Origin of the sequence: Pseudoalteromonas phenolica, from assembly GCF_005876835.1 — a bacterium.
GTDB lineage: Bacteria > Pseudomonadota > Gammaproteobacteria > Enterobacterales > Alteromonadaceae > Pseudoalteromonas > Pseudoalteromonas phenolica_B.
In genome coordinates, this window is sequence record NZ_PPSW01000006.1 from 251,752 (window position 1) to 268,048 (window position 16,297).

At 38.4% G+C, this 16,297-nt stretch carries 14 protein-coding genes; 12 read left to right on the top strand and 2 right to left on the bottom strand.

The features are described 5' to 3' along the window. Positions 1 to 46 precede the first annotated feature (46 nt). Together C1E24_RS03610 and C1E24_RS03615 are read right to left on the bottom strand one after the other, a co-directional pair. Positions 47 to 463 carry a response regulator gene (locus C1E24_RS03610; RefSeq protein ID WP_138478808.1) on the bottom strand — a complete coding sequence of 139 codons (417 nt, stop codon included), beginning with the start codon at positions 461 to 463 and terminating at the stop codon, positions 47 to 49. Between the two features lie 57 nt (positions 464 to 520). Next, on the bottom strand, positions 521 to 1,462 hold the full coding sequence (locus C1E24_RS03615; RefSeq protein ID WP_138478810.1) for a glycosyltransferase family 2 protein: 942 nt from the start codon (positions 1,460 to 1,462) through the stop codon (positions 521 to 523). 204 nt (positions 1,463 to 1,666) lie between these two features. Between C1E24_RS03615 and C1E24_RS03620 the strand changes: the two genes are divergently transcribed. The 12 genes from C1E24_RS03620 to C1E24_RS03675 all read left to right on the top strand — a co-directional run bounded on the left by C1E24_RS03620 (position 1,667) and on the right by C1E24_RS03675 (position 16,295). Further along, the gene (locus tag C1E24_RS03620) at positions 1,667 to 2,818 is read left to right on the top strand and encodes a glycosyltransferase (RefSeq protein ID WP_138478812.1); all 1,152 of its coding nucleotides are present in this window, start codon (positions 1,667 to 1,669) and stop codon (positions 2,816 to 2,818) included. Positions 2,819 to 2,820: 2 nt separating this feature from the next. Beyond that, entirely contained in the window at positions 2,821 to 4,206 is a 1,386-nt protein-coding gene (locus C1E24_RS03625) for a lipopolysaccharide biosynthesis protein (RefSeq protein ID WP_138478814.1), read from the top strand. 4 nt (positions 4,207 to 4,210) lie between these two features. Beyond that, positions 4,211 to 5,578: an O-antigen ligase family protein gene (locus C1E24_RS03630; protein WP_431188312.1), complete on the top strand. Its 1,368-nt coding sequence runs from the start codon at positions 4,211 to 4,213 to the stop codon at positions 5,576 to 5,578. Between the two features lie 3 nt (positions 5,579 to 5,581). Then, the gene (locus C1E24_RS03635; RefSeq protein WP_138478816.1) at positions 5,582 to 6,280 is read left to right on the top strand and encodes an acyltransferase; all 699 of its coding nucleotides are present in this window, start codon (positions 5,582 to 5,584) and stop codon (positions 6,278 to 6,280) included. Positions 6,281 to 6,289: 9 nt separating this feature from the next. After that, positions 6,290 to 7,453, top strand: a complete 1,164-nt coding sequence (locus C1E24_RS03640) for a glycosyltransferase (RefSeq protein ID WP_138478818.1) — start codon at positions 6,290 to 6,292, stop codon at positions 7,451 to 7,453. A 188-nt stretch (positions 7,454 to 7,641) separates the two neighbouring features. Continuing rightward, entirely contained in the window at positions 7,642 to 9,135 is a 1,494-nt protein-coding gene (locus C1E24_RS03645; RefSeq protein WP_240721928.1) for a GumC family protein, read from the top strand. Continuing rightward, entirely contained in the window at positions 9,128 to 10,204 is a 1,077-nt protein-coding gene (locus tag C1E24_RS03650; protein WP_138478820.1) for a glycosyltransferase, read from the top strand. The genes C1E24_RS03645 and C1E24_RS03650 overlap by 8 nt, the downstream gene beginning before the upstream one ends. A gap of 9 nt (positions 10,205 to 10,213) precedes the next feature. Further along, complete coding sequence (locus C1E24_RS03655) at positions 10,214 to 12,019, top strand: sugar transferase (protein WP_240721929.1); 1,806 nt, start codon at positions 10,214 to 10,216, stop codon at positions 12,017 to 12,019. 251 nt (positions 12,020 to 12,270) lie between these two features. Further along, the gene (locus tag C1E24_RS03660) at positions 12,271 to 12,585 is read left to right on the top strand and encodes an STAS domain-containing protein (protein WP_138478822.1); all 315 of its coding nucleotides are present in this window, start codon (positions 12,271 to 12,273) and stop codon (positions 12,583 to 12,585) included. A gap of 26 nt (positions 12,586 to 12,611) precedes the next feature. Next, the gene (locus C1E24_RS03665; protein WP_138478824.1) at positions 12,612 to 13,478 is read left to right on the top strand and encodes an OmpA family protein; all 867 of its coding nucleotides are present in this window, start codon (positions 12,612 to 12,614) and stop codon (positions 13,476 to 13,478) included. Next, positions 13,465 to 15,591, top strand: coding sequence for an SLBB domain-containing protein (locus C1E24_RS03670; protein ID WP_138478826.1), 2,127 nt, complete (start codon positions 13,465 to 13,467; stop codon positions 15,589 to 15,591). Before C1E24_RS03665 ends, C1E24_RS03670 begins: the two co-directional genes overlap by 14 nt. Further along, positions 15,588 to 16,295, top strand: a complete 708-nt coding sequence (locus tag C1E24_RS03675) for a tyrosine-protein kinase family protein (RefSeq protein ID WP_138478828.1) — start codon at positions 15,588 to 15,590, stop codon at positions 16,293 to 16,295. The genes C1E24_RS03670 and C1E24_RS03675 overlap by 4 nt, the downstream gene beginning before the upstream one ends. The last annotated feature ends 2 nt before the right edge of the window (positions 16,296 to 16,297 follow it).

Consider the following 16,297-nt stretch of genomic DNA (forward strand, 5'->3'; position numbering starts at 1 on the left):
ATGTAGAAAACAAATTAATAAGCCCCTTCTTTGGGGCTTATTAATATTACGCGATTTGCGCTCTGAGCTGGGCTTTTAACTGATTATTTTCAATTTCAAGTTGTTGAGCTTTAAGCGTTATCTTTAGGATATTTTTTAACTCAAAGTTATCCCATGGCTTTGTCAGAATGATACTTGCCACTTCATCTTCTATGGCTTTTTGACATGCATCCATATCCGAATAACCAGATAACAACACTCTGGCAATTTCAGGATTTGTGCGCTTAATTTGAGTCAGTAATTCAATGCCGTCCATATTAGGCATTCTGATATCTGACAAAATAATGTCGAATTCATTGTCAGCTATGAGCTTGAGTGCTTCATGTGCACCATTGGCCTTACTGATTTTATAATCTTTTCTTAGTACTCGACTAATGGCGTTTAGTACTTCAGGCTCATCATCTACTAGTAATATATGCGCCATAATAACTCCTTAGTGTTCAGATACCTGAGTATCTTCATAAATGCTAGAATAAAAAACCTAAACAGACAAACTTAAACTATGTTTAAACAATGCCTTCAAGTCATGTGCACATTGTTTTATATGTCTCATGTGCGGATATAGACGCCATGCTTTAAGTGAAAACTTCATTGAATTTAAGTAGTTTTGATTTTCACGATACATTTCACCATAAGATTCTAATAACCAAGCATGAGCATGCTCTTTGGCTTTTTCCGAAACTGTTTCGTGTTGGCCTATACGGTTGATAATGTCTTCAATGGCATCTAAACGTTTTTGCCTGTTAGATGTGATTGAATTTGGTCGCATTAAATAGCCCATGGTGTTGTCTGCGGTATATGCAATGTCGCTAATAAGCGCAATTCTCAACCAGCAATCCCAATCGCTGGCACTTCTAAGGCTTGGATCAAAACCACCAGCTTCTAAAATAGTGGATTTTCTAACTACAACGCACGACGTACCGATGACATTAGTTGTGAGTAGAAAGTTGACTGCATCGTCTAAATCAACATAGTTACCTTGGCTATTATTTTTATGTTTTGAAAACTCCGGCCAATAACCATAACAGTCAATGATATATTCATAATCCATGGTGAGATGGTCATAGTTTGTAAAAGATAACCCGCAATTAGGGTTGGCTTTAAAATAGTTAATTTGTTTCTCTAATTTATCTTTATACCAAAAGTCATCAGCGTCTAAAAATGCGATGTATGGGGCGCTTGAAGCTTTAATCGCTCGATTTCTTGCTGCGATTACACCTTGATTAGCTTGTGTGATTAAACGTATCTGAGGATTTCTGACTTGTTGCTTTAATAGCCAGTCTACAGAACCATCTGTTGAACCATCATCTACAATAATGATTTCGCAATTAACACCTTTTTGCATCATTACAGAATCAATGGCTTTAGGTAAAAACTCTAAGCAATTGTAATTAGGAATTATCACACTGACATCAGGTTGCATAATCGTATCTCCAATTCATGTTTGCTTAAATACGGCAAGCTTTGTTCCAGCCTTTAAAGTGCCTATTTACAGTAAGATTTGTGAGATTGCGTTGCAAAATGCAAATAATTTGCAAAATTAAGATGGTTATTTGCAATTAGAGATACTTTTTAAGCGGCACAGAGATTGCGATGCCAAACCATATCTTATGGTGGAGTTTAAAAAATGAAACATATCGCAATTATGGTCCCAAGCTTTCCTGTACCGTCTGAAACATTTGTTATTACAGAGATCAAAGCATTACAAAAAGCAGGTCATAAAGTTTCTGTTATTACCTTTGAACAATGTGAAAACGACATTGAGTTACCTTGTGAAGTTCATGTTTTAAAAAAAACGCAGCTAATAGACACAGTATTTAACCTCATTGAACTGCCTTTTACTTTAATAGTTAAAGGCATTAAGGCATCAGTGAGACAAAGTGCAATTAGTACAACCTCGCTCTTATTCTTTGCAACGAAAGCAGCACAAATAATAAAAGTAAACCAAATCGAGCATATGCATTGTCACTTTATGCATAATAGTCTGGCATATGGAGTGGTTGCAGCGAGACTTTCCAATATCAGTGTGTCATCAATTGGTCATGGTCATGATATCTATGTAAACAGTGCGGATTTAGAAGCAAAAGTACATGAATGTGACTTTTGCGTAGCCGTATGCGAAGACATGCTCAAATTGTTACATCGGTTTTCTCCTACCAAAGCAAAATTGCTGCACTGTGGTGTAGATACTGAAATATTCCAACCCGACACACTACAAGCTAATAAAGAAGTTAAACTTCTTTTTGTTGGGCGTTTAGTAGAAAAAAAAGGGCTCAGTTATGCGATTAGTGCACTTGCTAACCTACCTGTTGAGATCAGACCAAAATTAGACATTGTTGGAGATGGACCGCTTAGAAGTGCTTTAGAGTATCAAGTCGATGAAATGGGACTCAATGACTATATTCAGTTCTTAGGTGCAAAAAAACCACAAGATATAAGGAATATGACAAAACACTATGATGGATTTCTAGCACCATTTTGTATTGCCGAAAACGGCGACAAAGATACAGGTCCTGTCGTTCTAAAAGAAGCCATGGCTATGTCTTTGCCTGTGATCACCTGTGATGTGATGGGCTGTGCTGAGATAGTCGATGATTCAGTAGGTTATCTTGTTGAAAGTCGAAATATCAAAGCTTTAACACGCGCAATTAATCAATATGTGCATTTAAGCAAAGAACAAAGAGCGAAAATGCGTCTTGCTGCTAGAGCGCGTGTACTTGAAAAATTTGATGCATTTAAACAAGCCAAGCAACTTTCTAGTTGGATACAGCAGGCTTAATCATGAACAAGACGACAAACATACTTTACTATGCACTAGCAATTTTGAGCCTTAAAGGCATTAGCCTCGTTATGATGCCGATCATGACTCGCTATCTCAGCGTATCTGATTACGGCATGCTGAATTTCCTTGTCAGTATTGCCAGTATGTTGAGTATTGTTTTGTCTCTTGGTCTTAGTGAATTGCTATATAGATTTAATTCATTCAAAGACAATTCTGAGCGGCTCGCTTTTTACAAGTCATGCTTAAAGGTCGCGCTTTGTAGTGCTAGTTTGTGTTTTATTTTCGCTGTTTTCTTTATAGATATTTTAGTAACGTTACTTCCAACTCAAGTGTCGATAGAGGCATTAAGACTGCTTTTCATAAACCTAGGGGGCAGTGTGGTGTTGGCACTACCACTTGCAATCCTTAGGATCCATGGCAAAGCCAAAGCATTTATGTTGACCTCTGTATCACAAGGGGTGTTACAAGCCTTATTAACTTTGTTATTACTCGAATCAGGGTATGGGGTTGTTGGCGTGATGTTCTCTGGCGCTGCAGTTGTATGGATTATTCTCTTTTTCATCGCTTGGCATTATAGAGGCTTCATTCCTGATAATAAAAAGCGCGGTACACCCATAACGAATGAACATGGCCTTTATATTCTTTCAATTACCTTATCTTCGCTATTCGCTTATGGTTTAAATGGCGCGGAAAACTGGTTTTTAGTGTCGTATCAGGGTAAAGAAACACTCGCTATGTATTTTGTTGCAACACAATTTGCACTTGTAACTTCTATCGCATTCGAACCATTCAGATTGTGGTGGTTTCCACAACGATTCAACACGTTCAAATCTAATGAGCAAAAAGCAGCTGATATTCCACTCTATGGTTTAGCGTATGCGCTACTCATAGTGATAACCATGATGACCCTAGGGCCATTTATGATTGATTTACTGCTGCCTAGCGAATATGCAGAGTCTAAAAACATACTTCCTTGGTTATGCGTTGTTTTTTTTATTAAAACTATATCTGAATTACTGAATCTAGGTTGTTACTACAAAAACAATGCTCAAGCAGCACCAATCATAAATGGGCTTTGTGCAGTATTGGCCATTTTAGGCTGCTACCTGAGTTTAAAATATTATGATTTATACATGATGCTCTATGTACTCATTGCAGTTCATATCATCCGTAGTTTGATGTTCTTAATTCGAAGTCAAATATTGGTGACCTTACCTTATAAATACAAATACTTAATTTGCATGATTAGCCTGTTAGTGGCGCAGACATTGCTAGTTTCCCATTATCAATTGTATGCATTGATACTTTTTGCAAGTGCTTGTCTGATTGTTTTAAGTGTTGTTTTTATTCAACGTAAACAAGTAATGCATCTTCTAAGAGGGTAGCAATATGGATATAAACCAAAGTAAAAATCAAAAATTACAATATTGGTCTGCTGCCGCCATGCTGTGTATGCTGACGTATGTGCTGTATACAACATTCGGAGTCATCTCTGTTTTTGCTTTGCTACTTTTACCCTTTGCACTTTACAGCACAATAAAAGCCAGTACGGCCTTTGTGATCCTGTTTATCTTATTTAGTTATTTCAGACTTCACGAAGCATTTCCTGTTTTATATAACTTCAAAATTCCAAAAATGTTGGCTCTGGCTGCCATGCTTGGCATTGTCTGGCATTTATTCATTAGCTTGAAACTTAAACCCTTTTGGCATACTTGCCATGCCATGTTTACCCTCTTTTTTTTCTGGATCACCGTGTGCGTATTTATGGCGACTAACCGAGCAGAGGCAATGTCGATGTACACAGGCACGCTATCGAAAGTATTCTTGATGGTGTTCGTAATTAGTTGGCTCATTAATACCGCAAAGCTGATGACATATACCCGCATAGGCATCATGATATCTGGTGCGCTATTAGCCGGTGTCGCCATTTACAATAAACTCAATGGTATCGGTCTTATTGAAGGTACTAGGGTGACAATTTCTCGAGAATATCGTTCACAGATCGGTGACCCCAACGACTTATCTTTAGTGTTACTTTTTCCCGTGGCTTTTTTTGCTGGAGAAGTCTTTAACTCAAATAACAAACCTGTTTTTAGGTTTCTCGCATTTCTCGGAATGTTACTTATGTGTTGGGCAATAATTGCTACACAAAGCCGCGGTGGCTTACTGGGTATTTTAACTATCATGGGCTTCTTTATTTCAAAAAGAATTAAAAATCCCATTGTGCTTGGTGGTATCGGCGCTGTAGCAGGTCTGTTTTTATTAGCTGTAGCAGGAATAAATGATAGGCAAAGTGGTGGTGCGGCAGAAGAAGGGGTTGATGCGTCTGCGATGGGTCGTATTTATGCGTGGCAGGCTGCAATTAACATGGCTTTATCTAATCCATTTACCGGAGTCGGGATCAGTAATTTCTACGTGAATTATTTTTTCTATAGCCCTCATTGGGATGGCAAGAATCATGCAGTACACAGTACATGGTTTCAGGTATTAGGTGAAATGGGGTTTGTCGGTCTTGTTCTTTTTGTGATGCTAATTGTATCTATATTTAAAAGTTTAAGACGTAGTAATTTGTATTGTAAAAGTAAAAACAAAGAATCACTGCTTGTTAATGTTCATATTCTTCAAGCTGGACTATTTGGTTTTATGGTGTCAGGTACATTTTTAACTCAAGCCTTCACTTGGCCTTTATACATAGTACTTTCGTTAACAATCGCACTAGAGCGTTTATTAACGAAGGAGGAAGATGACAAGGGGTAAGTTATGGTTATTGCATTGAAAAACTGGATTAAAACAGATAATTCTCAACTCGGTAAGTTAGTTCGTAAACTTGTATTTGGTATTAGACATATCGAATTCCCAGTGATCCCTCTATTTCACAAAGGCCTTTATGCTACTCATCGGTTTTTGCAAAACCTTTTGCATTCTGCAACGCAATTCTTTTATTTCACACCCATGTTTAAATCTAGGGTAAGTGGTAGTAAAAAAAGACTCTCATTATTTTGCGGTATGCCACAAATTTTTGGACCACTTGATATCTCTATTGGTGATGATGTACGTATGTCAGGTATTACAACATTTTGTGGTCGTACAGTATCGAAAGAAACACCAGAGCTGCGTATTGGTAACAATGTCGACATAGGGTGGCAAAATGCGATTTCGGTTGGCAGCAAAGTTATTATTGAAGACGATGTTCGTTTTGCTGGGAAGATTTTTCTAGCTGGATTTCCTGGCCACCCCGTTGATTGCGAGCTTCGCGCACAAGGTTTACCAGACACCGATGATCAAGTAGGTGACATTATAGTTAAAAAAGGCGCATGGGTTGGTACAGGTTCAACAATAATCGCAGGTGTTACAATTGGTGAAGGGGCCATCATTGCTGCTAACTCTGTTGTCACTAAGGATGTACCAGCGTTTACTCTTGCGGGTGGGAATCCCGCTAAAGTCATCAGAGCTTTATAGGAGGTTGTTATGAGATTTGTCGTTTTCGCTGAAGATTGGGGGAGTCACCCAAGCAGCACACAGCATCTTTTTACGCGTATCGCAAAAGAGCATGATGTCATTTGGTTTAATTCAATTGGTATGAGAAAGCCAAGTTTCAACTTAAAAGACATGAATCGTATTGTTACTAAGCTTTCTTTGATGATAAAAGATAAGTTTACCAATGAAATTAAAACACATGACAAAACCAACGAAATCGATACATCACAATCCCCAAAAGTACAAAACCCATTGGTGTTGCCATGGCATGATAATACACTTTGCGCAGCATTTAACTCATTCAAAATAAATCAATTAATCGACACAAAAAACGAAGAGCCAATAATCTATTGGTTAAGTGTAGCAACCGCCATAAATGCAATAAAGTTAAGACCGCAAGACAAACTTATTTATTATTGTGGTGATGATTTTTCATCCCTTGCAGGCGTTGACCATCAAATGGTGGCAGGGTTTGAAAAGGCTTTAATTGCAAAAGCAGATAGAATTTTTGTGATCAGTGATAAGTTAATGCGTAAGATGCCGCCACATAAAACACAGCTACTTGAACATGGTGTCGATTTTAATTTGTTTAATCAGCCAAAACCAAAAGCAGATGAGCTATCAGGAAAGAATAATGTCATTGGCTTCTATGGTTCTATTTCAAGCTGGTTAGATATAGATTTACTCGAGTACTGTGCGAGACAAAGGGCAGAATACCAATTTGTATTGGTTGGCAAAGCAGAGGTAGATATTTCAAAATTACTTTGTCTTGATAATGTCACTCATCATCAAGCAATTGAACATAAAAAATTAGCTGGTTTTTCACAGCACTGGCAAGCATCAATTTTGCCTTTTAAAGATAATGGTCAAATTCAGTCATGCGATCCATTAAAGCTAAAAGAGTATTTAGCTACCGGAGTGCCGATTGTGGCAACTGACTTTCCTGCAGTAAGGCGATTTCAAGATGCGGTTTTAATATCTAATTCTAAAGAAGGTTTTTTAAACCGACTTGATATTGCCGTTACTATAAATCATTTTCCAAAAATAGCTTGGAAAACGCATTCAAGTGACTTGGTTAAGCGACATAGCTGGGATCATAAAGCGCAATTTGTTCTATCAGAGTGTAAAAACTTTCATACCAACCCACTGAATTAACGGGCCTTAATTATCAGTGGGTGGGTACGCAATACTCAGCATCTTTCAAATCTAAAATTCCATTCTATTTTTAAAGTTGGTTCTTTTCTTGCGACTGTTCATAACAAAGATATGAAATCTTTGTTTTTAACTGACATTTTGCAAGCGGATTCAATTTTGCTTTGCAAAATGCAAAACGGATGAATTGTATGATATTGGCACAAGCTCAAATTAAAAGACTACTGTATTTAGCGTTATACGCCGTGTATGAACGCTATCAGCTAGTTTTGCTGCCTTTTATCATAGTACCAATTATTGTTATCGGTCTGAGTGCAACGGCTGAAAAGCAATATACTAATCACGCCAGTATCCTGATTGAAGAATCTGCACTATTAAATCCTTACTTAGATGAATTGTCTTTTTCATTCGAACTATCAGAGCGTATAGATGCGCTACGCACTTTGGTATTAAGTAGAAATAATCTAGCTGAAATTGTTGAAGAAATGCAACTAGTCCCTGAGGGGGCATCAATAAGAGAAGTTGAGCAAATGCGCCAGAAGTTAGGCCAGGCTATCTCTATCTCGGTCGTTGGTGATGAACTAGTAAAAATAAGCTTTAAATGGAACAACCAAGCGCAAATGAAACCAATTCTAGAGCTGGTTGTTGAAAAGTTTATAGAGCGGCTTCTAGCACCGACTAAATCGTCTTTAGATACCTCAGAGCAATTCTTTTTAGATCAACTTGAGTTAATGAGGACAGAGCTTGAAAAGTCTGAAGATCAATTAGCACAATTTAAAGCAGATAACCGAGATGCTTTGCCTGAGCTCATGAGTGTCAATCAAGAAACAATGTCACGTCTTGAGCAACAAAAGCAAATGAAAACCGTGGTGCTCAGTGGCGCACAGGCTAAATTTAATACGCTTGCAAAGAAAATGAGTAAAGCAAACCCAATTCTAGGTCATATTGAAGACAAAATTCTTCGGACTGAGGCTGAAATTGCACTTTTAAGAACACGTTATACCGATAAGCACAGCAAATTACAGGCTAAATTAAAAGAGCTTGAAAATCTTAAAGCGCATAAGCAAACCATCAGTGAAAAACATCAATCAATTGATTCAACCGATCTAGACTCGCTTTGGCAAATCGCTAATACCTTGCCTCAAGATGGAGAGAAACAAAATAACGCCTTGTTGGTCTCTCAACTATTAACGCTCGAAGAAGCTAAAAATAGCTTGGCTCAACATCAACAAGAACTGGATATGTTAGACGAGCAAATTCGGCTTATTGCTGCCCGTTTAAGTAGTACCACTGACATAGATAAAAAGCTTCGCAAATTGCAACGTGATTTAGAAGTAAAACAAAATTTATACAAAGATATGTTAGAGCGTTATGAAATGTCTAAGGTCACTGGCCAGCTAGTACGCTACGAAGGACCTGATAAAGTTAAGACAATTGAACGTGCTTATAGCCCTAGCGTGCCAATTAATAACCCATTATGGATTAGTGTCGTGCTTGGTATTGTCCTTGGGCTATTTTGTGGCATAGCACTTGTATTTGTCTATGCACTACTTGATACACGCATTAAAGACATGAAGACAGTGGCCCATCTTACAGAGCAACCAGTACTGACCGTCATGCCGATAGTTCATCAAGAGTTTGAACGAGAGATCATCATTGAAGCATCGAGGAGTTCTTATGAATAACGTACTACAGCTAATTCAGCATCCACTTGTAGGTGGTTTAGAAAAGATGGTTCTAACCTTGTGTCAGCAAAGCAAGTTTTCCAATAAAATGGCTTTAGTAGCCCTTGAGGGATCAACTAATCGAGCTTTATCAGCGTGGCCTGCATTGAAAGAACTTTCTCATTTTGAATGTTTAGATAAACAACCAGGTATTTCTTACCTAACAGTAAAGAAGCTCATCAAACTCATTGATGAGTGGGGCATTGATACCATTCACAGTCATCATGTGGGTCCTTTATTTTATGGCGCCATGGTAAAAATGCACAGACCACATGTTAAACACATTCACACAATGCATGATGCTTGGTATTTAAATAACTTTAAACAGCGTTTATTGACCAAATTAGTTCATAGCATGACTAAAGTCACCATAGTGACAGATGCCAATGCAGTTGCATCTGAACTGACACATCAAACCTCTATTAAAGCAGATTATGTGGTGCACAATGGTATAGATACTCAGCTTTTCAGACCCTTTTCAAAGTATCTTGCTCGTTGTCGCTTAGGTTTGCCAACTGGCATTAAATTAATCGGTTGTGCCGCAAGAGTTGAGAAGGGAAAAGGTCATATTGCACTCATTGATAGCTTAAAGTCATTACCTGATCACGTTCATCTTGTGTTTGCTGGAGATGGCAGTCAACGTGAGTTTTACACTAAATATGGTATAGAAAAGTCACTTCAAGACCGTATTCATTGGCTAGGTAAAGTCGATGCAATGCCCCTGTTTTATTCTGCCATTGATGTATTTTGTTTGTTTTCAGAGCGTGAAGGCCTTCCGCTTACCTTGCTTGAAGCCATGGCTTGTAACATTCCAGTCATTGCTTCTGATGTTGGTGGCGTTAAAGAAATTGTAAGCAAACAAAGCGGTATTCTATTAGACGTAAACATGGCCCATTGTTTGCCAGATGCTATACAGAGAGGTTTGTCATTTCAAAACGGCACTAAGGTCAGAGCACATGCTTTAGAGCTTGGCTGTTCGAAGAAAATGACAAAACGTTATGACTACTTATATGAAAGCATTAAAAGCTAGGAGTAAGTTATGAATACCATGGATATCGTTCTCATCATCTGTATCGGTTTAGTGATCTATCACCATGGGGTTTACCCTTTGGCACTCAGTGTTGTTGCAAAATACAAACAGCGTCGCAATTTGCAAAGCGATTGTATTAAAGCGTATCAGCCAAAAATTGCGGTGTTCATGGCAGCTCATAATGAGCAAGCATATATTTATGACAAGCTCATCAATATTGCCAGTCAAATTTACCCGAATGAAAAGATTGCTATTCACCTTGTGCTTGATGGCTGTACTGATGACACACTCGCGTGCGCAACTCCAGCACTCGATAGACTGGCTGAACAAAACATATTTTGTCATATCGATGTGTTTGATCAAAATAAAGGTAAGCTAAACGCAATCAATCATCTCATTAACTTATACAGCAGTGATTATGATGTGGTGCTGTTTTCAGATGTGAGTGCTATGTTGAGCATAAATGCTTTTCAAGAAGTCGCGTGCAAAATGGCAGATAAGAAAGTTGCCGTTGTATCGGGCTTATATCAAGTGTATGACCAAGCTAACAATGAACAGAGCGGCTACTGGGCTCTGCAAAATAAAACGCGCTTAGATGAAAGTATCTTTGGCGCGGTCAATGGTGTTTCGGGCTCTTTACTTGCTATAAAAAGTCATTTAGTTAAGCCTCTTGATGAAGGCACCATTAATGACGATTTCATTCAAGCGGTTCAAGCAGTTGATAAAGAGCATGTGATTGCAATATCAGAAGACATCAACATGGTTGAGATGGAAGAAGATGCGTTAGACAAAGACTACACACGCCGTGTTCGTATTTGTGCAGGAAACTGGCAACAACTTGGCTTGCTAGTGAAGAAGTTCGGATCTTTTAACCTGTGGCAAAAACTTATTTTTACTTCTAGTAAAGGGCTAAGAGGTGTCATGCCAATTTGTATCGCTGTACTTTATATTACTTTATTCAGTCAGACAGTATTAGTTGGCGGTTTATATACAGTTGCAGCAATCGGGCTACTGATAACAAACTTAATTGGTTTAGCTAAAATCCGTGGACTGATCAGCTTTAAGCTCCCTGTATTCGATTCTGTGAATTATATGTTGTTTAGTTATCTAGTGGGTTTATACGGAATCGTGCAATTTCACAAAGGTGTCTATAAGCAAAGTTGGTCTCGTGTTCCCCCAAAAAATAACTCTGAGCAAAAACGTATCTTAATCACTAAACGTTTTATCGATGTCATTGGCGCTTCAGTTGGTCTGCTATTGACAGCTCCTATTCTGTTGCTTGTAGCCATTGCCATAAAGCTAGATTCAAAAGGGGGCATTATTTACAAACAGTTAAGGGTTGGAGAGTCTACAGATGATTTTGTAAGCCTAATTTACGTTTACAAGCTGAGAAGTATGTATATTGATGCAGAAGCACGCAGTGGTGCTGTGTGGGCGTCTGATAATGACCCTAGGATCACACGTGTAGGGCGTTTTTTAAGAAAAACACGTTTAGATGAATTACCTCAATTATGGAATGTACTCAAAGGCGAAATGTCATTAATTGGTCCTCGCCCTGAACGTCCTGTGTTTTATAAAAACTTAGAAGAAAACGTTCCTTATTTCACGCACCGTACTTATCAATTAAAACCGGGAATTTCAGGTTTAGCGCAAGTAATGAACGGCTACGATGAAAATATTGAAGGTGTTAGAAGAAAGATAGCCTGGGATTATGCTTATGCACTGTCGCTGTCTAGCTTTTCATCTTGGTACAGAACAGAGATGAGCATTCTAGTTAAAACTATTCAAGTCGTGCTTATGGGAAAAGGAAAGTAATGTATATCAATAGATTCTTTGATATAAATCCAAGCCAAGTTCAACTTGGCTTTTTTCATTCGGTTAAACCCATTTCATATATCCCCTTCTTAATTCACAAGTGACTCGCATTTTGCAATTGTTTACTGTTTTACTCTTTGCAATTTGCAAAAGCTCTAAACTTAAATCTATAAAAGCACTTTATTTCAATAGGTTAAATTCTGGCATTCAACTTGATAGTTATAATTAAACCTAACGAGAGGATAGCTATCATGTATCAGCAACTACCAACTGAAGTAATCGATGACAAAATCATTGTAGAACTGCCTAGTGACTTTTCAGGTATGTCTGTCGACCGATATAGAGAACAATTTGATTCACTTGCGAATACACACCAAGACAATATTGTACTAAATTTCAATAAGACAGAGTTTATTGATTCTTCAGGTATTGGAGCAATGGTGTTCTTATTCAAGCGGATTGAACAACGCGGCGTGAATATGCAATTACTGAAAGTAAACGGTCAACCAAGAAAATTAATGACCTTACTAAGAGTCGATTTAACCATTGATTTTATTGATGAATAGATAAAATTAAAACCAGGAGAGTTGCTATGAGATGGATATATATTTTACTTATGCTGATAGTGGTTTCGGGCTGTAGTACTTGGCCCGAGCAAGGCAAAGGTGGTTGGGCTGAAGAGTATCATCCTGACAATGAAACAAATAGCGAAACCTGGTACGCATCAGCACCGATGCACATTGCAAACGAATATGAACATATTCAAATGAAATTAGATTGGTTGAAAGTGCGTGGTGTAAATAAATGCATGCCTGCACAAGTATATCAAGCTGAAATGTTATCTAATCGAATTAAGAGAATGCTTGCTGCTGAAATGTATGCAGATGCACAGGCTGATTTGAGGATTTTTTATCATCAACTGAATTTATTACAAAACCACTTTGAACGTGTCCTGAAGCTTACTGGGTGTGCTATGACACAAAACCACACCAACAAAGACGATTCACTCAAAATAATTAAGCAGATCAAATCATTGCTGAACAGTGACAATCAGTTTGCATTTGATAGTTTCGAAGTGACACCAAAATATATGAAAAGGCTTACTCAAGCCGCTGATTTATTAAAATTGGTCCCCGAAATTGAACTACTTCTTGTTGGTCATACAGACAAGAAGGGCATTGACTCTGATAATTATGAGCTCGCCTTCAAACGGGCAGAAAAGGTAAAACATTGGTTGAGCGTATATGGAGTTAAACCTACAATTATTACCACTGTTACCCAAGGGAGTCTCTCCCCTTACAGCGAAAGCAATAACAACGCGGTTAGCCGCCACTCAGATAGACGTGTAAATGCTTATATTCTCAATGCTGAATCACAAATTGATGCAGAAACTCACCTAAAACCACTTACATCGTGGACAGATGAGCTGACTAAGGAGCGAAGTGATGGTAAAAAATAATATAAACAGCCTGATAGTTTTTTTGCTTTTAATTATTGCATCTAGCTTGTCTTTGCCTTCTTCTGCAGAAGAATCATCATCAACGGAAGGTAAGACTACGATTATAGAAGTGGGCAATAAACTATTTTTGAATATGCCCAATGAAGCAGATTTTGAAGATGTATTTGAGGTGGATAAAAAAGGTCAAATCAATGTGCCTGAAATAGGCAAGGTGACAGTGGCAGGTAAAACCATTCAACGCGTCGAAAATGAAATTAAATTGCAGTTGAGCGGAGTTTACAAAGGTCTTGAGCAGTTTTATGTAGAAATAAGAGCAAGAGATTTACTGGTTACCGTTTTAGGTTATGTGAATGAGCCTTCTCAAGTCAGTATTCCTGAAGATGGCAATATACAAATGGTCATCTCGCGGGCTGGGGGGCTAAAACCGGGAGCTCAGCTAAATAAGCTTCAGATCCGTCGCGGTGACGAAAGTATCAGTTTTGATTATAAGGCATATCTTGATAGTGGCGACCCGAATAAGCTTCCAGCGCTAAGATCAGGTGACATTGTCTTTGTTCCAGTTTCGCCCCTTCTTGGTAATGTACAAATCGATTTCGACGCCCAAACGCTATCAGCATCCGGTGATGCTGAAGGCAATGAGAAAGCTGTGACGCTGTTTGGTGAGTTACACAGTCCAGGCAGTTTTTCTTACAAAGAAGATATGAACATTATTGATGCATTAATGCGTGCAGAAGGGGTAACGCGCTATGCAGATGTAACAAAAATTCGTGTTATACGTAATGGCGAGCCTGAAATATTTGATTTGAAACAGTATTTAGACTCTGGTGAAGAATCTTTACTACCAAGAATAGAAGGTGGTACCACAATCTATGTGCCGATTATGGTTGAAGATGTGAATACCACGGCAAGAACCGTTTATATTATGGGTGAAGTTCAAAAACCAGGCGCCTATGAATCAACAGATAAAATAGGCTTTTTAGATATTCTAGCTAATGCTGGTGGACCTACTCGTTTTGCTGAAACACGACAAATCAGAATTTTGAAGCCATCTGGTGAAAGTATTTATTTTGATTTGCAATCTTACAGTGATGGCGTAGCAACTTCTCCAATCCCACCAATTAACCCAGGAGATGTTGTATTTGTACCAGAAAAAACAGATATCAATGAAAAAAGCTGGCTGAAAGTACCGCCTCAACGCGCAGTAAAAGTGATGGGCGCCGTGAATAGTCCAGGGCGTTATGAATGGAGTGATGAAATGGATTTCACGGATTTATTTGCACACGCTGGTGGCCCAACTAAAGGGGCTAATGTAAACGATATTAAGATTTTTAGAGCAGGCGAAGTTTTACAGCGCTTTAGTATGGATGATTACGTAAATAGTCCTGACGGTAGTTACCCGCTACCTAGCATTCAAGCAGGTGATACTATTATCGTTGAAGAATTACCACATGACCCTAAAGACAACAAATCACAATGGGTGAGACAAGATCCAGATACTTCAATTTATGTGATGGGACAAGTCGGTGCCCCTGGCCGATATGCATTTGATGAGTCACTGCATTTCATTGATATTTTATCTGCAGCTGACGGCCCTAACAGTAATGCTGACATTAGAAATATTCGCATAACGCACCGCAATGGCTATGAAGCCAGAGTGAGCAAACTAGACCTAGCACTTTATTTTGAGACCGGCGATGAGACACTTTTTCCGAAAGTACTCCCTGGAGACACAATCTATATTCCTGAGAAATCCCGAGATTGGTTGAGTCGAAAAAAAGAAAATGTTGTTCGCGTGATGGGCGCAATCAAAACACCCGGACGCTACTCGTTTGATGATTCAATGACTTTACTTGATTTATTAGCAGAAGCAGGTGGCCCGACAGGAAGTGCCTTAATCGAAAACATTGTTGTGATAAATCACTCATGTTGTAAAGAGCAAGCGAGACGTTTCGACCTTGAAGAGTTTATACGTGAACCTAATTCGATGCACATTCCTGTTTTACGTGCTGGTGATACCGTATATATACCTGATCAAGGCCAAGACTTTGGACAAAGAGCGAAAAGTTCAATTGTCGATTTCTTAACAATACTTGCATTGGCGGTTGGGCTATGAAGTTAATTCCTACAGAATATCAAGAAGTTGAAGCTGTCTATAAAAATATTGTAGACAAAAAAGCCAAGTGTTTATGTGTTTTTTCTCCTGTTGGAGAAGAGGGCACAAGTTCAATTTCGGTTTGCTTAGCAAGAAGACTACAAACCATCGACAAGAAAGTGTTATTAGTTGACTTAAACTCGTATAACCCAATGTCATTTGATTGGTTAGAAGAGCAGATGGATGACCAAGGCTGGAGTTTTGATGATATAAGCTGTCAGCTTTATACAAAACGATTGAAGCAGTTTGACTTTCTAACGGTTAAAGAGTTGAAAGAAGACGCACAAGTAAGAGAGTTTGGCATTTTACAGCAAGCTATTCTAATGCTTGAACAGGAGTTCACTTATATCATCTTTGATATGCCACCTTTGATGCAAAATAATCGACAAAATATTCCGCTTCATGTTATTTCAAGTGCAACAGACATGGCTATTTTGAATGTGGCACTTGGCATTAACAATGAAGAACAAGTTCAAGTCAGTGTAGATAAAATTAAAAAAGCCAATTTCAAACATATTGAAGTCGTCGTGAGTCAGTTCGCTCTACCTCCGTTAGGCCCGCGTTTAATTGAAAGTGTTGAGCATAGATTAAATCGTTTTCCTTGGCTCAAAGTAAAATTAATCACCGCGATTAAGAAACAAAAATGGTTATTTGAAGCGGTATGAGG